The organism is Candidatus Spongiihabitans sp., from assembly GCF_965247905.1.
Lineage (GTDB): Bacteria > Pseudomonadota > Gammaproteobacteria > Arenicellales > Poriferihabitantaceae > Spongiihabitans.
The window spans coordinates 2,346,216-2,365,731 of the sequence record NZ_OZ252047.1 but is presented as its reverse complement, the minus strand read 5'-3'; the positions used below and the strand labels follow the sequence as shown (position 1 = coordinate 2,365,731).

The 19,516-nt window shown below is 49.0% G+C and carries 16 protein-coding genes; 13 read left to right on the top strand and 3 right to left on the bottom strand.

All coding sequences use genetic code 11. The features are described from left to right. Positions 1 to 66 precede the first annotated feature (66 nt). The 7 genes from ACP158_RS12290 (at position 67) to ACP158_RS12260 (ending at position 8,557) form a co-directional block, all read left to right on the top strand. Positions 67 to 1,188, top strand: a complete 1,122-nt coding sequence (locus ACP158_RS12290; protein WP_424946411.1) for a C2H2-type zinc finger protein — start codon at positions 67 to 69, stop codon at positions 1,186 to 1,188. Continuing rightward, positions 1,181 to 2,362: a hypothetical protein gene (locus ACP158_RS12285; RefSeq protein ID WP_424946410.1), complete on the top strand. Its 1,182-nt coding sequence runs from the start codon at positions 1,181 to 1,183 to the stop codon at positions 2,360 to 2,362. The genes ACP158_RS12290 and ACP158_RS12285 overlap by 8 nt, the downstream gene beginning before the upstream one ends. Beyond that, on the top strand, positions 2,355 to 4,151 hold the full coding sequence (locus tag ACP158_RS12280; RefSeq protein WP_424946409.1) for an Hsp70 family protein: 1,797 nt from the start codon (positions 2,355 to 2,357) through the stop codon (positions 4,149 to 4,151). Before ACP158_RS12285 ends, ACP158_RS12280 begins: the two co-directional genes overlap by 8 nt. Before the next feature lie 304 nt (positions 4,152 to 4,455). Then, complete coding sequence (locus tag ACP158_RS12275) at positions 4,456 to 5,394, top strand: HpcH/HpaI aldolase/citrate lyase family protein (RefSeq protein WP_424946408.1); 939 nt, start codon at positions 4,456 to 4,458, stop codon at positions 5,392 to 5,394. 38 nt (positions 5,395 to 5,432) lie between these two features. Beyond that, entirely contained in the window at positions 5,433 to 6,623 is a 1,191-nt protein-coding gene (locus ACP158_RS12270; protein WP_424946407.1) for a malate--CoA ligase subunit beta, read from the top strand. Between the two features lie 2 nt (positions 6,624 to 6,625). Further along, positions 6,626 to 7,516: a succinate--CoA ligase subunit alpha gene (gene sucD, locus ACP158_RS12265; protein ID WP_424946406.1), complete on the top strand. Its 891-nt coding sequence runs from the start codon at positions 6,626 to 6,628 to the stop codon at positions 7,514 to 7,516. Positions 7,517 to 7,813: 297 nt separating this feature from the next. Further along, on the top strand, positions 7,814 to 8,557 hold the full coding sequence (locus ACP158_RS12260; RefSeq protein ID WP_424946405.1) for a HisA/HisF-related TIM barrel protein: 744 nt from the start codon (positions 7,814 to 7,816) through the stop codon (positions 8,555 to 8,557). Positions 8,558 to 8,689: 132 nt separating this feature from the next. Here ACP158_RS12260 and ACP158_RS12255 read toward each other — a convergent pair whose 3' ends face one another. Then, complete coding sequence (locus ACP158_RS12255; RefSeq protein ID WP_424946404.1) at positions 8,690 to 9,445, bottom strand: inositol monophosphatase family protein; 756 nt, start codon at positions 9,443 to 9,445, stop codon at positions 8,690 to 8,692. Between the two features lie 34 nt (positions 9,446 to 9,479). Between ACP158_RS12255 and ACP158_RS12250 the strand changes: the two genes are divergently transcribed. From ACP158_RS12250 to ACP158_RS12240, 3 genes are all read left to right on the top strand, one after another. After that, positions 9,480 to 9,656: a hypothetical protein gene (locus ACP158_RS12250; RefSeq protein ID WP_424946403.1), complete on the top strand. Its 177-nt coding sequence runs from the start codon at positions 9,480 to 9,482 to the stop codon at positions 9,654 to 9,656. A gap of 129 nt (positions 9,657 to 9,785) precedes the next feature. Then, positions 9,786 to 10,535 (top strand): electron transfer flavoprotein subunit beta/FixA family protein, encoded by a 750-nt coding sequence (locus ACP158_RS12245; protein ID WP_424946402.1) that lies wholly within the window; start codon positions 9,786 to 9,788, stop codon positions 10,533 to 10,535. Further along, positions 10,536 to 11,519 (top strand): electron transfer flavoprotein subunit alpha/FixB family protein, encoded by a 984-nt coding sequence (locus ACP158_RS12240; protein ID WP_424946401.1) that lies wholly within the window; start codon positions 10,536 to 10,538, stop codon positions 11,517 to 11,519. Between the two features lie 97 nt (positions 11,520 to 11,616). Here the strand turns inward: ACP158_RS12240 and ACP158_RS12235 are convergent, their stop codons facing one another. After that, a complete protein-coding gene (locus ACP158_RS12235) occupies positions 11,617 to 13,863 on the bottom strand; it encodes a DUF3604 domain-containing protein (protein ID WP_424946400.1) in 2,247 nt (748 codons plus the stop codon). A 62-nt stretch (positions 13,864 to 13,925) separates the two neighbouring features. Here ACP158_RS12235 and ACP158_RS12230 point away from each other — a divergent pair, with 62 nt between their 5' ends. Both ACP158_RS12230 and ACP158_RS12225 read left to right on the top strand, forming a co-directional pair. Further along, the gene (locus ACP158_RS12230) at positions 13,926 to 15,005 is read left to right on the top strand and encodes a D-cysteine desulfhydrase family protein (RefSeq protein WP_424946399.1); all 1,080 of its coding nucleotides are present in this window, start codon (positions 13,926 to 13,928) and stop codon (positions 15,003 to 15,005) included. Between the two features lie 8 nt (positions 15,006 to 15,013). After that, complete coding sequence (locus tag ACP158_RS12225) at positions 15,014 to 16,066, top strand: aromatic ring-hydroxylating oxygenase subunit alpha (protein ID WP_424946398.1); 1,053 nt, start codon at positions 15,014 to 15,016, stop codon at positions 16,064 to 16,066. Here the strand turns inward: ACP158_RS12225 and ACP158_RS12220 are convergent, their stop codons facing one another. Then, complete coding sequence (locus ACP158_RS12220) at positions 16,067 to 16,489, bottom strand: DM13 domain-containing protein (RefSeq protein ID WP_424946397.1); 423 nt, start codon at positions 16,487 to 16,489, stop codon at positions 16,067 to 16,069. Positions 16,490 to 16,680: 191 nt separating this feature from the next. On the opposite strand from ACP158_RS12220, the gene ACP158_RS12215 reads away from it, so the two are divergent. Then, on the top strand, positions 16,681 to 19,485 hold the full coding sequence (locus ACP158_RS12215) for a DEAD/DEAH box helicase family protein (RefSeq protein WP_424946396.1): 2,805 nt from the start codon (positions 16,681 to 16,683) through the stop codon (positions 19,483 to 19,485). Positions 19,486 to 19,516: the final 31 nt, after the last annotated feature.

Sequence of the window (19,516 nt, the reverse complement as noted above, 5' to 3'; positions counted from 1 at the left end):
CTTCCGTGACAATAACTGCAAGTGGTACAATAGGGTAAAGTATACAAGTTTATATAGAGATTAAAGATGGGGTTTTGGCATACAGGCTACATGGAATTTCATGAGCCAGTCGGATTAGAGGGTTATGTGCCCGAATACATTCCTCCAGTTTATCAATGCAAACATTGTGAGGAGACCTTTGCTTCTGTCAATGAACTGCGTACACACCGATTTGAGAGCCACCCATATTCCAGGCCAATATTATTCTTACGGGGTATTGAGGCAGGCACTAACCCAGTGCGGATCACGAAGCCCCTCAAGAAGGGCGACGTACAAACAAGTCGTTGTAAGCATGTGGAGATCAACGGAGTACCGCTGAGTCCGTCTGCCATTGGTGAAAAGCTGTCTTCGGAGACAAACGATACCGTGACAGTCAGACTTACAAACGAGGGGATTTCTGCTGAATTTGTGCTTCGCTTTGAAATTGCCAGCGAGGAAGACCTTGCAGGGATAGAACATTGTTTCCTTGATGTGGCACGAAGCCGCCGACTCGATATGCGCGCTGTAGAGGACTTCATTAGAGCGACCGAGACTTTCCCAACTGCTATAGGGTACTGTAATGGAATATGTGAGTATTTCTACGGTGTGCTGGCCAAAGAGCGTTCGGCGGATTCTTCATTGCCATTCGAAAAGTATCGCGAAAAGTTTGCCCGTGCAGAGGATGCGCTGAAGGATTTTGATCGGCCTTTGGTACGTGTAATTAGAGCCCTGATTGCCTTTCACTTCAACCAGTTCAACGAAAGTATCGACTTGGCTGGAAAATCACGAGTCGGTATAGCGTCTGGTCGCTTTGAACGATGGATAGCTGGAGACACGATTGGGGCTAACAGATTTCTATCCCGCACATCCGACTCCCGTATTGAGGAACTGCTCACCGATTTCGAGTCTGAAAGACTTATCAAATGGTGCGTGGCTGACCCGAAGGCCTTGGTTCCCCAATTGCAGGATATTGAATCTTTAATTCACCAGGATATCCTTGCATTTGACCGAACAAAGCTTCGTGTACTGCTGGCCGAGCTATACGCGAATCAGAGAAGTGTGACCGAGGCGAAGAACCATGCGCGAGAGCTAAGAAACAGCCCCGTGTTCGGATTGTGGGCCGAAAATCTACTTCACCGATTAACAGATGAGAAACAACCTTATGCCTGAATTAACACATCCAGAAAATAGTCCGGATACGAGTAAAGCAATTAACGAACGTGCTAATCGGGGGACAAAGAACGCCGGTATTGATTCAATCGACGTGGATGAATTGGCAAAGGGTGAAATACCCCAATCAAGCAAGTCTCCAGCTGGATCCAACAAAAAACCGCAAAAGGATATCAACGACCTTGCCGAATTTCTCGCCTATGCGTACTCACGAAAAGGGCAGCGGCTCTCGCTCCAGCCGAAGGTAGAAAAAGCAATATGCAAAAGAGCCAGGTTGGATGCAGAATCGCGGACACGCCTATTGGCCATCGCCAAAGAGGACATATTGCTGGCAGTTCCACGCCAAATTCTATTGTCTGTGCGAAAAAGTACTGTTTATTCAACTCTAAAAAGCACGGTACGCGGCTTCATCGAGGATGTGCTGAATATGCACCCCGCCTTCTCGATTCCTGAACTCGAAGGAGTTCTCAATAACATTGAGCATGCCACCGAGCCGAGAAGGGCACTAACTGCGCTGGTCGCAACTGATTATTCCAAACTTCCGGACCTCCCCAGGGAGAAACCTCTCAAACCCAAGGATTATGAGATGTTGCGTGTAAACGCTTGCTACTTGCTGGCCGTTTGGTTTTCTGAAACCCGAGGACTGTCTTCAGAAAAACTCACTCAGCATCTTTTTGCGGCATTATGGCAACCACAAACCTTGACTGCCACAGATGAGACTGTGCGCCTACAAATACTCACCGACATTCGCGACTTATCTGGTGTGGGTATCGCATGCTTGGGCTTCAAACGGCAAGTTGACCAACAGATGCAGAATGCAGACTTTGCTAAAAGGAATGCTGAATCAGCAGTAGATCAGCTTCGGTCACTAGAGATGCTTTACAAGGAATCAAAGCAAGATGGCAAGCATCTTGAGCAGGAAATATCCGAGCTCCGCAAAACGCTAGAAATGGAAAAGCAAGCCCATGAAAACACGCGCGTACACCTAAACGATGACTTGGAGTATTTACGATCGCGTATTCTCAGACGTCTGAAAGCAGAAGTTAGTTTACTAGATGAGGGTCTGCATGCATTAAGAAGTAATCCACCAAAGATACGTGTGGTGGAGGATCATGTGGAACGCGTCTTTGACGGTTTAAAGAAAGAAATGAAGGAGTTTGGTTCTGATGGGTAATAATTCTGTAGTGGGGTTTGACTTCGGAACAACCAATAGCCTTGTTTCAAGTATCAGGGGTGGTCGTGCAATCAATTTCCTTGATAAGGAGGGGCTGCCTTTTCCATCTGTTGTCTGTTACGAGGGAGCAAAAAAAATTGTTGGGCGAGATGCCAAGGAACGTTTAGGTGAAGCGGGCCTCGGGGTGAAGGGTAACATTGTGTACTCCCCAAAGCTTCTGCTTGGCCGAGAAAATGTGTTTATTGATGGTGTCGAGCGCAATCCCGTGGATATTGTCTCCGACGTATTGACTTACATATCGCAGCAGGTGCGTGTAGGTCGTCGTGGTAAGGAACTGGGAAAGATTGATCGAGCAATCGTAACCATACCAGTTGACATGGAGGGATATCGAAGAGTGCTGCTACGCGATGCCTTCCGGCTGGCCGGGATAAGCATTGTGCAGTTTGTCCATGAGCCACTGGCAGCACTCTATGGATTCTTTAAGTCTCAGGATGATATGGCTACGATGCTTCGACGTTATGATCGAAAGCTCATGCTGGTATTCGATTGGGGTGGTGGAACGCTTGACCTAACAATTTGCCGCTTGGTCAACGGAATGCTCGTTCAACTGGCCAACGACGGAACCGAAGATGTAGGTGGTGATGTTTTCGATGATGCAATACAGAACGAGATTGTTCGACGTGTTCTGAAAGCACGGAATCTTGATAAAACGGTGCAATATCAACCGGATGCGAAGATACGTATGAGACAGTACTGTGAGCGAGCTAAGATAGACCTCTCCTCACGTGGTAACATTGAACTGTATGTTAGAGGATTTTTCCAGTCTGTATCAGACAAGGCTCTTAGTTATTCGCTGAACCGCGATGCATTGGAAGACATGACCAAATCGCTGCTAGATAAAGGGTTTTCAAGAATCGACAAGTTGCTAGAGGCGGCAGGTATATCACACGCCCAGATTGCCCTGTGTTTGGCTACTGGTGGAATGACTAATATGCCAACCATCAAAGCTCGCCTTCACGAATGGTTTGGACCGCAGCGGGTGCAGATGCCCGAACGTAACGGGACATTGATAGCTGAAGGTGCTGCCTGGATTGCACACGACGGTGCTAGATTGCGTTTAGCAAAGAATGTAGAGCTATTGCTGGCGCGGAACTCATATATGCCATTGGTCCAAGCAACTACGCTAATGCCAAGCGAAGGAGAAGTTGAGTCGGATAAATTCCATCTTTACTGTTGTGATCCACGAGATGGTTTCGCGAAATTCCAGTTGTGCGCGCCCATACGTCCTGGAATGAAGGTTTTGCCAAACGACCGTAGGCATCCATTGGTGAACCTGATCGTAGAAGTTGACTCAGAGGCTAAACCATTCCACGAAAGGCTGGAGCTTGATATCAGCGTGGATGACAATCTGATTTTAAAAGCCCAAGCCCGTTCGCTAAACAAGCAATCGCTTGCGGAGGAAGAAGTGCACAACCTTGAATTCGGACTGTCCTTTCCTACCACTACTGGGGATTTACTGGAAGAGGGTGCCGAGGAGTCAGTGAATGTTTCGGAGGGTGTGATTGAGAATGAAGCGGGATCAATCGTATTTCGATCCAATATAACAAATCGTGAAGACAATAGCCTGATTCCAGGAGAATTGCTCTATAGCTACGACCCATACTATTTTGACAAGCGGCACGACCCCCCTAGGGTTCAGGTGCAAGAACGGCTTTTCTATGAGCCTTGCAGTAGGTGTAGGCGGGCATCCAATGACCCTCTGTGTCGGTGCAGTTCTCTTTTGAAGTGAGACAGAGACGGTAACTGAAATAGGATCCGGGGCACAATACTTAATTCACCACTCAAGACGAAATCGGTTACAGCAAACTTTTTAGCATGTGCCTCATAATTGTATAATTTTGGGCCAAGGGTTCGAAAGCAGCGCTCGACACAATCAACGGATGCCCGCCGCCGCGGTTTCCATGCTGGCTAATCATTGCGCGTCATCGCGTCCGTATATAATTGCAAAGCGATGATGGGGCGGGTATTATAAATTGCAATGGAATTTGTCATCCGCGATCAATTATCCAAACCTTAACCCCGACCCGACAACCATGAGTTTCCGCCAAGTCATTCCCGCCCGAACCCGATTGCAGAGGAGCGAATTAGCGGTTCCGGGCTCGAATCCCGAGATGTTTGAAAAAGCAGCCAACAGTGCTGCGGATTTTGTGTTCCTGGATTGCGAAGATGCGGTGGCGCCGGAGGGCAAGGAACAGGCGCGAAAAAACATCATTGAAGCCCTGAATGACATCGATTGGCGCGGCAAGGGCAAAACCGTCTCGGTGCGCATCAACGGCCTGGACACCCATTATATGTATCGCGATGTGGTGGATATCGTCGAGCAGGCGGGGCATAAACTGGACACTATTTTGATTCCCAAGGCCGGCACCGCGGCGGATATTTATACCGTTGACTGCTTGGTCACGCAGATTGAAACCGCCATGGGTATTAAACACCGCATCGGCCTGGAAGCGTTAATTGAAACCGCGTTGGGCATGGCCAATGTCGAGGCCATCGCGCAGAGCAGCCAGCGACTGGAGGCGCTGCATTTTGGCGTGGCCGATTATGCCGCCAGTTGCCGTGCGCGCACCGTGGTTATTGGCGGGCTGAATCCCGATTATCCCGGCGACCAGTGGCATGGCAGTTTGCAGCGTATGCTGGTCGCCTGCCGCGCCTACGGATTACGCGCCATTGATGGCCCCTTTGGCGACTTCAAGGACGCGGACGGGTTCATTGCCGCGGCCAAGCGGGTTGCGGCCATGGGCTTTGAGGGCAAGTGGGCGATTCATCCCGCGCAAATCGAATTGGCGAATCAGGTCATGTCGCCGCCGCCGCAACAGGTCGAGCATGCCAAACGTGTGCTGGCGGCTTTGGATGAAGCGGAGCAAGCAGGCCAGGGCGCAGCGGCGCTGGATGGAAAAATGATTGATGCCGCTTCGGCGCGCATGGCGGAAAATATCGTCAAGCAAGCCGAACTCATCGATAAAAACTAATCGGCTGCTTTCGTCAATTCGCGCAATCGGAGCCATCAGTGGAAGTTCACGAATACCAAGCCAAACAATTGCTCAAAGAGTTTGGGGTGCCGATACCGGCTGGCGGATTGGCTTATAGTCCGGAACAAGCGGTCTATCGCGCCAATGAAATCGGCGGTGAAAAATGGGTGGTTAAGGCGCAAATTCATTCCGGCGCCCGCGGCAAGGCCGGCGGCATAAAATTTTGCAGCAACACTCAGGATGTATGGGATGCCGCGGAATTCCTGCTCGGCCGAAAGTTGGTGACCGATCAAACCGGCGCCGCCGGCAAGATCGTGTACCGCTTATATATTGAGCCGGCCGCCGATATCAAAAGTGAATTGTATTTTGGGCTGGCGCTTGATCGCAGCCACGAGTGCATTGTCGCGGTGGGTTCCTCGCAGGGGGGTGTGGATATCGAACAAGTGTCGAGTAAAAACCCTGAGTCATTAATCAGAATCAATGTGGAACTGGCGGTGGGTATGCAGCCATTCCAGGCGCGGCAACTGGCTTTTCAGTTAGGGCTTGAGGGGCCGCAGGTTCAGCAGGCGACCAATGTATTTTTGAGCGCGTATAGAGCGTTTCGTGATCTTGACGCCACCATGCTGGAAATCAATCCGCTTGCCATCACTCAAGCGGATGTTGTGGTTGCCCTGGATGCCAAGATGTCATTTGACGACAACGCCTTGTTCCGGCGCTCGAATATTTCTGAGTATCGCGATAAGTCGCAGGAGGACCCCAGGGAAATGGAAGCGGCCGATCGCGGATTGAGTTACGTCGGCTTGGACGGCAATATTGGTTGCATAGTCAATGGCGCGGGACTTGCCATGGCGACCATGGATATTATCAAGATGAAAGGCGGCGAGCCCGCAAATTTTCTCGATATTGGCGGCGGCGCTTCTGCGGAGCGAGTGGCCAAGGCATTTCGATTGGTGTTGTCGGACAAAAAAGTGGAGGTCATATTGGTGAATATTTTTGCCGGCATCAATCGCTGCGACTGGGTTGCCGAGGGGGTTGTTCAGGCAGTGCGGAAACTAAAGCCTGAAGTGCCGGTGGTGGTGCGATTGTCTGGCACCAATGCGGCCTTAGGGCAGGAGATAATCAATCATTCCGATCTTGGAATGCTGGTCGCGGACACCTTGGACCAGGCGGCCGAAGTGGCGGTTAATTCCGTGGTTAATTCCATGATTGGTTTTAGGGGCAAAAAATAACCATGGCGATTTTAATTGATGAAAAAACCAAAATCCTGATTCAGGGATTCACCGGGCAAATGGGATCGTTCCATGCCCAGGAAATGATCGATTATGGCAGCCATGTCGTCGGCGGGGTGACCCCGGGAAAGGGCGGGGAAACCCATCTTGGCAAACCGGTATTTAACTCGGTGAAAGAAGCGGTCAACGAAACCGGCGCCGAAGCCAGTATCGTGTTCGTTCCGCCCGCGTTTGCGGCCGATAGCATAATGGAAGCCGCAGAAGCAGGTTTAAGATACTGCGTCGCCATCACCGACGGCATTCCCGCGCAGGATATGTTGCGAGTAAAGCGCTATATGCGGCGTTTCTTGAAAGAGCAGCGCATGTGCCTGGCCGGGCCGAATTGCGCCGGAACCATCAGTCCGGGCAAGGCGATGCTGGGGATTATGCCCGGACATATTTACCTGCAAGGCCGAGTTGGAATCATAGGCCGCTCCGGCACGTTGGGCTATGAAGCGGCTTCGCAGCTTAAATCGGCTGGGATAGGGGTTTCCACCAGTGTAGGCATCGGCGGCGATACCATTAATGGCAGTTCATTCAAGGATCATTTGATTCGATTTGAAGCGGACCCCGAGACCGATGCAGTTATCATGATCGGCGAAATTGGCGGGCCGCAGGAAATTGAAGCCGCGGAATATTTCAAGGCGGATATGTCCAAACCGGTGGTGGCTTACATTGCTGGATTGACCGCGCCAAAAGGCCGCAGAATGGGACACGCTGGAGCGATTGTCAGCACTTCGGGCGAAAGCGCGGCAGAAAAAGTGGCTGTCCTCACAGAATGTGGCATTGACATCGTGCCGTCGCCGGCTGAGTTCGGCGAGACCATGAAGAAGATTTTAGGCATCGGATGTTAGCCGGGGCGGATTAGTCCTTCCAATGCCGTATAAATGTCCGAGCTCAGACACAAATGAGACGAATAAGAGGATAAAAATAAAGCCTGCGTATCCAATCATATGACTGCAGTCCCGTAATCTGCACTGGCTTGGCGAGGCTGAAGCCTCACTTCCGTCCACCTGATTTTGTCTTATATGTGGTGAACCCGGACATATAAATTGCAAAGCGTGTCGTATTTGTGGTATAATTGGTCGTTATAGCACCGCTGTGGCAACACATTGGTCAAATTTTGCGTTAACTGAATTGAGAGCAGGCCCATGATTATTTATCCCGATATTGAAATTCATAACGGACAATGCGTGACTTTAAAGCACGGCAGCATCGAGCAGCCGCAAGTGTTTGAAATCAAACCGCTGGAGGCGGCAAAAAAATTCGAGCAAGGCGGCGCGCAATGGTTGCATGTGGTCGATTTGGACGGGGTGTTTGAATACCATGGCGAAAACTCGGAAATCATCAAACAGATTATTGCTGATTCCAATATCCCGGTGCAGGTCGGCGGCGGAATACGCTCGGCCAGTTCGGTGGATTGGTGGATCGACAATGGCGCATCCCGGGTGGTGATGGGCACGGCCGCGGTGGCTGATCAAAGACTGGTCGAAGAGGTGTGCGTCAAGTATCCGGAAAAAATCGTGGTCAGCATCGACGCGAGGGACGGCAAGGTGGTCTCGCACGGCTGGAAAAACATTTCCACCTTCGCCGCGATGGAATTGGCAAAACGTTTCGAGCGCTCAGGCGTGGCGGCTATTATTTACACCGACATCGATCGCTACGATGAACTGCCGGAAAGCAGCATGGCCAACACCACGCAAATGGGCACTGAGCTAAGCTGCCCGGTCATCTCCAGCGGCACGGTGCGCAACCTGGATGATATTTCCATGCTCTCGAATCTGCCGAACATTTTCGGTGTGGTGGTGGGTTGGGCGCTGTTCAATGAAAAAGTGTCAATCGAAGATGCGGTGGCGGTGGGCAGCCAGAAACCCACTGTGGCTGAATTCATCTAGGGCATACCCGCTCAGAGGTAATTTCTCGACTCCAGTCTGGTTGCGCTGTTTTGTCATACCTCGGTCAACCGCCAGCACTAGTCGTTCGTTGCGAATACCGATGAGCGCCGAGTTTCCTGAAGCGAATCCTTTTTAGAACTTGTTAAGTTTTGCAATGGCCTGTTGGTGCAACGATTCATTTGCCGATGCCAGCACCTCGCCATTGGATTGTAACGTCAGTTGATTACCTTGCCAATCGGTTATTATTCCACCGGCACCCGTTACCACCGCGATCAACGCAAAATAATCATAAGGTTTTAAATCTGCCTCGCAAACCATATCGTTGTATCCTGATGCCAGTAATCCATAACTGTAACAGTCGCCACCGAACACCCTGAACCGACAACTTTTAGTGAGTGCGTGGGCGCGGCGGCCACTGACCCGGTCAAACATGTCCATAGAGGTGGTGTACACGGTTGCGTTATGGAGTGAATCAGTGGATCGTGCATAACAAACCTTGCCGTTATGGGTTGTTTCGCATCCCTGAATCCCTATCCATCTTTCATCCAAAATGGGATGATCTATTATACCTATGACAGGTACTTGCTTATGCAGCAGGGAAATCAAGGTGCCAAAAGTGGGCTTGCCGGTTACGAAACATTTGGTGCCATCTATAGGATCGATGACCCATTGCCACTCGTCGCTGTTTAATTGTTGACCGGTTTCCTCACCGAAAAAACTGTGGTGTGGATACCGTTGCAGGACGATATCCTTGATGACCTGTTCGGTTTGTCGGTCAGCGATAGTAACCGGGGTTTTGTCTTGTTTGCTGGCGACTTTCAGGTCCGCCCTAAACCATTTCTGGGTAACGGTGCGGGCTTGATCGGCCGCGTGGATAGCGGTTTCCACATATTGCCCTAATGGCCCTGATGGCCCTAATAGCATGGATGGCATGGATGGCGTGGATGGCGTGGATGGACTCTCTGGCATAACGGCAATCGACCTGAACCTAAAAATACAGCGCACATTCTACCTTAATGGCCGCCTCAATGGTTGCCTGCGCTCGTCAGGATTGCGCTGGCATTTCAGGGCATTTTTCAGGGTATTTTCAGGGCCTTGAATTTAAGTTGATGGTTTAATCCTCCGCGCCTGATAATCCGCTACTCACGGCATAAATAGTAGGGTAGAATCCGCCCTCTATTTTCGTCATGACATTTTCGCTATCACCTGGTCAAGAAGAATCCACGAAATGAAAATACTGGTACCCGTAAAGCGCGTCATTGACGCCAACATCAGGATCAGGGTCAAGCCCGATCAAACCGGTGTTGAAACCGCCAATGTCAAAATGGCGATGAACCCGTTTTGCGAAATTGCGGTGGAAGAGGCGTTGCGTCTAAAGGAAGCCGGTCATGCCGAAGAGGTTATTATGGTCTCGGCAGGACCCGAAAAATGCCAGGAAACCATTCGCGCCGGCTTGGCAATGGGCGCCGACCGCGGTGTTCATATCGATACCGAGGCGACCTTGGAGCCGCTCATCATCGCCAAAATGATCAAGGCGGTGGCGGAAAACGAGTCGGCCGATTTGGTTATTCTCGGCAAGCAATCGATTGACGACGACAATAATCAAACCGGTCAAATGCTGGCTGCGATTATGCAACGACCACTGGGCAGTTATATTTCGAAAATAGAAAAGAATGACGGCGGGTTTGCGATTACCCGGGAAATTGACGCCGGGCTGGAAAGGCTGCAAATTACCTCGCCGGCAGTGGTTACTACGGACTTAAGACTGAACGAGCCGCGATATGCCTCCTTGCCGAATATCATGAAGGCGAAAAAGAAACCCATCGATAGGGTAACGCCGGAACAATTGGGCGTGGATATCCGCAACCGGATTGAGGTGCTGCAAGTAACCGAACCACCGACACGGGACGCTGGCGTGATGGTTTCAAGTGCGGCGGAATTGGTTGATAAACTAAAAAATGAAGCGAAGGTGATCTAAATGAGTATTCTGGTAATCGCGGAACACGATCAATCCGAATTGGCGCCGGCAACGCTCAATACCGTGACCGCGGCCGGGCAGGTTGGTGGCGATGTGCATGTTTTAGTTGCTGGTCAAGACTGCGCGGGTGTTGCCGACGCCGCCGCAAAAATAGCCGGGGTCGGCAAAGTATGGGTATGTGATTGCGCTACCCAGGCCCATGAAATAACCGAGAACACCGCGGCGCTGGTACAATCGATAGTGACCGGTGATGGCAAGGGCGATGGCAAGGGCAAGGGCGATGGCTATAGCCATGTGATGGCGCCGGCCTCCACCTTCGGCAAGGCGCTGATTCCTTACGTTGCTGCGCTGTGCGATGTGCAGGCGATATCGGACATCAGCGAAGTGGTCGACGCCGATACGTTTGTGCGCCCGATTTATGCCGGCAATGCGTTGGCAAAAGTGCGCTCTGCGGACGCGCTGAAAATGCTGACCATCCGCACCACGGCGTTTGAGCTTGCCGACGGCGCACGCGCCGATGGTGAAAGCGCCGCGGAAATTGCGCGCATCGACGATGCCGGCGCCACGGATTGGGTGCAGTTTATCGAGCAGTCATTAAGCCCCAGCGAACGACCTGAACTGACCTCGGCGCGAGTGGTGGTGTCCGGTGGGCGCGGTATGCAAAGCGGAGAGAACTTTCCCTTGCTCGAAAAACTGGCCGATCAACTTGGCGGTGCGGTTGGGGCATCCCGGGCGGCTGTTGACGCCGGGTTTGTTCCCAACGATTATCAGGTTGGACAAACCGGAAAAGTGGTGGCCCCAGACCTTTATCTGGCAGTCGGCATTTCCGGCGCGATTCAGCACTTGGCCGGGATGAAGGATTCGAAAGTCATTGTTGCCATTAATAACGATGAGGAAGCACCCATCTTTCAGGTTTCGGACTATGGCTGGAATGAAGACCTGTTTGTTGCGGTGCCCGCGTTGCAGGCGGAACTGGAAAAATAATTGCCCGATTAGTTTCAATAGAAGCCGACAGTTTCGATAGAAGCCGGATTGAATAGGCGCCATCGGCTTGGGCATCAATACAATGATTATTTTGGGATTATTCTGGAATGACGTAAATTGGACTGGACCATATCAGATGGCCGTCTTCCTGGGTAATGCAGACATATAAAGCATTATCCTGTCCTGCATTTATGTCGATTCGACGCTTGATTTTCGCCTCTCGGCAAGGATTGTTATCCGGCATTCGGAAAACTCGGATTGCTCGGTTTATCCCGCCCGCATTGAAGACCAGATCGTCCAGTCCGATACTATCGATTGAAATGGAGACTTTCACCAATTCGGTGCTGATAGTGAGCACCCCTTGATGCGCGAATTTTAGCATCGCATCGATGCCGCCAAACCCGCCAGTGGTTAGCGCTTCCCACTCGATGCGATTCTCGGTTACCTGAGCAAACCTTTTATCCAGGTTATAACGATTTATCGGCTCGAAACTGATAAACGCGTTGTCCGTTAATGTCGCGCTGCCATCCCAAATAGTTTCCCGGCCACGACCGCGATATTCCGACCCTTGCCAAATAATCCGAATGCGGTTGCCAAGTGCATCCTCGGCATAAGGGCGATAGGTTTCAAGCGTGGTCAAGCCATTGCGAATTTCGATTCGTTCGATGGGCGCGGAGGTGTGGCACTCGAATTTGAAGTTTGCTTGACCATCGCTGCTGCCCAATATATCACCCATCATGGCAGTGCTTGATTCGATGAATTCAGCATCGCCCAGGCTGGGATCTTCCGTATAGAGTTTTGCCGGATGATTAAAATCAACCTGAGTGGAAAGAGCCACGCGACAACCGGTCGTTGCATAGTGATGGCGGCGTCTTAAGGCATCGTATAGCCCGACTCGGCTAAGGTCGCTGGCGAGCATACAGGTTAGTCCGCCATAAGCGCCAAACTTTGTTGCGCCAGGATGGCTCGCACCGGGGCGACCCTTGTGTCCGTCTGAATTGGAGACGATGCCCACCCGATAGCCTTGCTTGAATGCATCTTCCAGCAACCACTCGAACGTGCCCCAGGCCGAATGCACTTCGACGGATCGTTCCAGACGGATATCGTGAGCGAGATTGATGTCCGCGTAGCGCCCGCCGACATGCGCAAAAACCACGCACTCCTTGTGCTTTAGCGCATCGAATAATTGGTCGGCGGAATTAGCATCGCTTGCGATATCACCAAGATCATCCACCAAGGCATGGGAGGATCGATGAATAGCTTCGCCTTCGTAGAGATAAAGCACATTGCGATCTCCCCCTAACCCGGTGTTGCCCGACCACTCATAACCCGGGAAGGCAATAAATTCTCCATTGCGGTTGAACTCGTTGGTGAGCTCATTCAAGTGATTCCAAAACTCAGTGGTCATTTGAAAATCGTTGCCCTGATGCGCAACCGCATCGAGAAAGGCGCAATCGCGCGCAAAGGCATGAAAGTCCCGAGCGGAATTAGTGCCAATGGTTTCTTCGGACTGGCCGTGTAAATCACCCCAGAAAGGGCGCAACTCAATTTGTTGCGTGACTTTCATGGGATTGGAGATCGCAACAATCTCATCCTCAGCGCTTAAAAGCTCGAATCGCAATATGCCGACTTCGGTGCATTTCAGCGCTTTAATCACCAGTCCAAACTCTCCTTGATTGAACGTCACGGTTTCCGGGATTTCTTGAACCGCCAAATTCGCTTTCAGTTTGAATTGTTGCTGGCAAAGATTGCTGGGATTGCCCCATTTGTCCTCGCCCTTCAAACACAGCTTGAAGGCATCATCAATCTGCCGATGGGTGGGTTGTATTGCCTTCCAGATAACCGGGTCGCCCGGCACAATTTTAATTTGCGGTTGCTTGGGGAGTTGCACATAGTTGTAGGTGGCGATCGCATCCACCAGCACACGAAATTCAAACGAATCCTCGCAGAAAGTTTGCACTCGCATGCCGGGACTGCCTTGTCGCGGGTCGCCGAAGCGCACGAGTATTTGGTCGCCTGCACGTAAAAATCCTCGCACCACCTTAATGTAAAGCGTTTTGTCCCAGGGTCGGATATTTCGTTTCATATCGTATTCCATATACAAAACAGCGCCGTTGCTCGCTTGCGCGGTAACGTAATTCGCCGCCGCTGGATGATCAAACTGCGGCCGCCCCATATCGCTGGCAAAGCGGTGAACGATTTTGATAGACCCGGTATCGTCTATGCCGAAAAATCCGGCGGTATAAGTCAGTTTGAAAGATTGGTATGATCCAGCCTCGAATTCCCCAGTCGGCTGCACCACGGCAGTTCCCATTTTTTCGGGCAAGTATAAAGAGTGTGGCATATTGTTGTGCTGGAGAATGGCCTATCGAATTGTCGGATGCAACCGACTATTATACTATTGAGATGAATTCTACTCATAAATCAGCCGCAGGTAAATTAGACGCCGTGCTACGCGGTATTCCCAGAGTTGAATTGGCGCATACCCCGACGCCGCTGGAATACATGCCGCGATTGTCGGCGCAGTATCAAGGCGTCGAGCTCTATGTAAAACGCGATGATTGCACCGGTCTTGGGTTTGGCGGCAACAAGGTGCGGCAGGTAGAGTTTTATCTTGGGGATGCCTTGGACAAGGGTTGCGACACGGTGCTGAGCACCGGCGCGGTGCAATCCAACTACATGCGCACCATCGCCGCGGCCGCCGGCAAACTGGGATTGGAATGCCATATCCAGTTGGAGGATCGCGTGCATAATCGATCCGCCGACTATCAACATTCGGGCAACCGAATGCTCACCGGCTTGTTCGGCGCCACCATCCATCACTATCCCGACGGCGAGGATGAACAAGGCGCGGATGGCGCCATACACCGCATCGCCGATGCGTTAAAACAAAAAGGCGGGAAGCCCTATGTGATTCCTCTGGCGCCGACAAAACAGCCTAAGGGTGCGCTCGGGTATGTGGTCGCCGCGCAGGAATTGTGCCAGCAATTTGCACAGCGCAAACTTGCTGCGGACTTGATTGTGGTGGGGTCGGGCAGCGGCTTGACCCAGGCTGGGCTGTTGTTTGGATTGCGCTTGCATGGGTCGCGTGCTGCGGTGCTGGGTGCCTGCGTAAGAAGAGACCAGGCATTGCAATTTTCCCGCATCCAAGCCCATTGCCGGAATTTGTCGGCGATGCTGCACTTGCCGGCGGTAGTGCAAGATGAAGATATTTGGACTGATGACAGCGCGTTGGCGCCGGGCTATGGCCAAATGTCGGCGCTGGTGAAGCGCGCCATTCACCTGGCCGCGACCTGCGAAGGCCTGCTGTTGGATCCGGTTTATTCGGGCAAGACCCTGGCCTGCGCCATTAAACTTATTGAAGCCGGGTCGCTGTCTCGATTTAGAAAAATTGTTGTGATTCATACTGGCGGCACGCCGGCAATATTCGCCTACCGCAACGAGATGGCGCGGATCATGTCAGACAGACTAGACCAAATAGACTAGGCTGGACAATGTCAAACACAGTGGAATCCTTGCCGGCGAATTGGTACTACGATGAAGCGGTTTTTCGTAGCGAACAAAAAAATATTTTTGAAAAAAACTGGACCTTCATTGTCGATAGCACTGAAGTGGCACAGCCGGGTCGGTTTGTTACGGCAACCATTGCCAACCAATTCATTATTATTGTTCGTACCCTGAAAGGCGAATTGAAAGGTTTTCTTAATTTATGCCGCCATCGCGCCTCAACGATATGCGCCGAAGATAACGGCTCGCTGACCCAATTCACTTGCCCCTATCATGCCTGGAGTTATGACTTGGATGGGAGATTAAAGAATGCGCCCGGGTTCAAGATAGGCGAACAGGTGACATCGGAAAAATTCAGTTTAATTCCAGTACAAGTCGATATCTGGAATGGTTTGGTATTCGCCTGTTTGCACCGGGAGTGCGCCTCGCTTGAGTCATGGTTGGGGGATATTGTGCGAATAGCGGAAAATTATCCGGCGATTTCTGAAATGACTTTCGCAACCACGCGCCGCGATGAAGGCCGCATAAATTGGAAAAACTACAGTGATAATGCTGCGGAAGGCTATCACCTGCCGACCATTCATCCTGCGCTCAATGCCGCGTTGGTAAGCAAACAAACCCGAATTGCAGCCTATGAAAACGGTAAATTTATTGGATTTAAGGTGGTTTATAAAGACCGCGACAACGATAGTGAAGACAGCTCGCAAAACGATTGTTCAGGATTTTGGATTTATAAGTTTCCCGGCCTGCTGCTGCATTTTTCCATGAATAGTTTCAATATCGAGCGCGTCATTCCGATTGATCCACAAACGACAGTCATGCAACGATGGTTCTGGTTTAAGCCATCGATCGATAAACAGCAACGCAAACAGGCGATCGAATTTTCCAGCCAGGTGATGAAAGAGGATATCGGTATTTGCACCCGGGTTCAAAAAAACCTTGAGGGCGGCGTTTATCAAACCGGGCTATTGTCGAGGCAACGAGAACCCGGCACGATTTTCTTCCAGCAATGCGTAAAAGAGGCGTTGCCGGAATCGTAGTTATTCCAAATTCCGCAGCAGCGCCGCGCCGCCCCACAGATGGGCATACGCCTGGCAATGAATCAACAAAGAGGCGAAGTCGCTTACATTAACATGCTCCGGAATTTCATATTCCTGCGCGCCTTTGTGGGAGGTCAAGGGGCCGATTTCCACCGAGGATTGAACCACGTGTTCGCCTTTTATTTCCGTGATGGCTATTCGGGAAAGATAAACTTTCAAATCGGGGCCTTTCCTGGTTTTGAAGCGCTCATCAAAAACGATAATTTTTTTATCCTCCCGCGCCACGATTTTCCATCCGCCGTTTATCGCATAACCTTTTGTCGTCCATGTCCCGCCGGCAATTTCATGATCATCAGCGAAACTCAAGTTAATTAAAATTACGGCGCAGAACAATGCCATTGAAGTTTTTGCCAATTGAGTCATACTGATGATCCTTAGTTAATTATTGACGAAATAAGACAGCGGTAGTTCAAAATAATATTCGGGAGTTATACTACACTCCACAAAAGAAAAAATTCGAACCATGACGAAAAACAAACCAGCAGAGACCATAAACATCAACACCTGGACATTCATTCATGCTATTTGAAAAACAACAATACCAAGAGGATTGTGTGGCGAACATTATCGCAATTCTGGAAAACAGTGATGAATTAGAGGATTTCTCTTCGCTGGAAAATAGTCTAAGGCATTTACAAAAAGATCAGTCAATACCAGTCACTGATTTATCTCCTGAACCAAGATTGGATATTATGATGGAAACAGGCACCGGAAAAACCTTTGCCTACCTGAAGACCATTTTTGAAATTAACAAACGCTTTGGAGAGAACAAGTTCATCATTGTGTTGCCGCGCACTGCCATTAAATTAGGCGTGATACAAAACATTAAACTTACTGATGAATATTTTTTCAACGAATATGGCAGACACTTGAATTATATCGATTATCCAAAAGATGGTTTAATCAGCATCCAGCAAAATTTCATCAATGCCAAAGGGTTATCGATTTTAATTATTACCAACAGCGCGTTTAATTCCGACATCAATAAAATCAATAAACGAGACGCTGAAGGATTGTTTGAATATGGCTCAATTTGGCAAGGCGTGTCGGAGCAAAAGCCCGTGGTGTTTATTGATGAGCCGCATCTGTTAAAAGGCACAAAAACAACAGGTTATTTGGATAAATTAGATTCTTTGTTTATCCGGTTTGGCGCTACCTACCCTAGGAACGAATCGCATAAACTGTCCAATGTGGTTTATGCCTTAGACAGCATCTCGGCGTTTAATAATTATTTGGTAAAGAGAATTGGCGTCAATACCGTTTTTGCGGATAGCGAAGTCAGTGGTTTAACGATTCACAATGTTCAGTCTAAAAAGAGTTTTGATGCACTGTATAACATTAACGAACAATTACATAAAACCACCGTCAAGTTGCATGATGATTTAGGCGCGAAAACTGGACTGGATCAATATCGCGGTGCCGGGGTCGTCAAAATCAATCAGGATAAAATCTTCTTGGATAACAAAACTATTATCGAGGCAAATACAGGTAATTATGTGCTCAACAACGAGGAAATTTTGCAAATGATAACGCGCACCATCATTTTGCATTTTGAAAAAGAACAAACGCTTTTTGAGCAAGGAGTAAAAGCGCTGTCATTATTTTTTATTGCCAGCATTGACGATTTTCGCGGAGAAAACCCAAGGATAAAAACAATCTTTGAATGCGAATACAAAACTATCCACCAACAATTTTATGAAAACACTAGTAGCCAAGAATATAAAAAATATTTGGAGCAAGATTATCAAGACGGACAACTACAAGTGCATGAAGGTTATTTTTCTGGTGACAAGGGCAGTGCCGACAAAAAGGAAAGCGATGGCGTTAATATCATTCTCAATGAAAAAGAAAAATTACTTTCTTTTGCGACGCCGTTGCGGTTTATTTTTTCCGTATGGGCGCTCCAGGAAGGTTGGGATAATCCGAATATTTTCACCATCTGCAAACTCTCTAATACCAGTAAGGATACCAGCCGTCGCCAGCAAGTGGGCAGAGGCTTGCGCATTGCAGTTAATCAAGCCGGCAAGCGTTTAACTTATAAGCATTGTGGCGGAAAAGACAGCGCATTTTATAATATCAACACTCTTGATATGGTGGTGTCGGGGCAAGAGCAGGATTTTATACACAACATCCAAAATGAAATTCAAACAGCCAGTTTTTCAGTCGTTGGCGATACTATTACGCTGGATATTCTCAAAGAAAAAGGGCTTGATGATACTGAGGCGGCGGTGATTTTCACGGGTTTGTTGAACAACAACATCATCAATGCAACAGGGAAAATTCAGAGCCCCATCCTGAATTTTTTAAGTAATCATCGCGCCGATTTTTTGCTTATTAACGATGACCAACGATACGAGGAAATCAAGCAAATTTTCACTGACAATTATCAAAACGCGGTAACGGATAAAAATAAACCACCGAAAATTATCAAGGTCAGAAAAAAGAAGTGGAAAGAATTTAAAGACCTGTGGGAAACGATTAACAAAAAATCCAAGATTGTCTATAAAAATATTAAACAAGATGAGTTGATTGATAAAATTAGCCAAGAATTTAATAAAGTGAAAATCAGTCAGGTAAAAATTAAAACAATCAAGGAAATCTATGACACCCAAAAAAACCGAGTTCAAGCCATATCAGAGACAACCGATGGTAATGCTAGTTATTTTCAAGGACAAAAACTAAACTTATTTATCACTAAATTTGCCAAGGATGAAAATCTGCCATTGCCTTTTGCAGTACGATTATTCAAAAAATTGAAACTAAGCCAGTTTTACAAAGATCCAAAAAAATCACGAGATCTACTTAAAACTTTGGTCAAGGATATTATTCATCGCAGCATTATCAAAAATGTAAGTTATCAATTTAACCAAACCAACATTTACTCTAATGAATTACAAGACGAGAGCAAGAATCTCATTGCTGAGATCAAGCCGGCCTATTTAGGGAAGGTTTTTAGTGATGATGATGTGTCGCCACCAGACCAGTTTTTATACGACACCGTAGTCTATGATTCAAACATTGAGAAGGACAGCATTGTAAGCGACCCATCCACCATCGGTGATAAGCAGATCACCGTCTTTGCCAAACTGCCAAAAATCAATATCCCCACCCCTTACAAAACCTATAATCCTGATTTTGCCTATCTCATTGAAGGGAAAAATGTCAAGCAATTATTTTTAGTGGTCGAAACCAAAGGTTATAAATACGAGAGAGACATCCCCGTGGACGAAAAACAGAAGATTAAATACGCCAAAGTGTTTTTTCAAGATTTGCAAAAAGAACTGCCAGAAGTGGATATCCAATATAAAACCAGAATAAATAAACAGGGGTTGAGTGAGTTGTTAGAGGGGATAAAGTAGAGCGGGCTCTACCCACCGTTATAAAATTAAA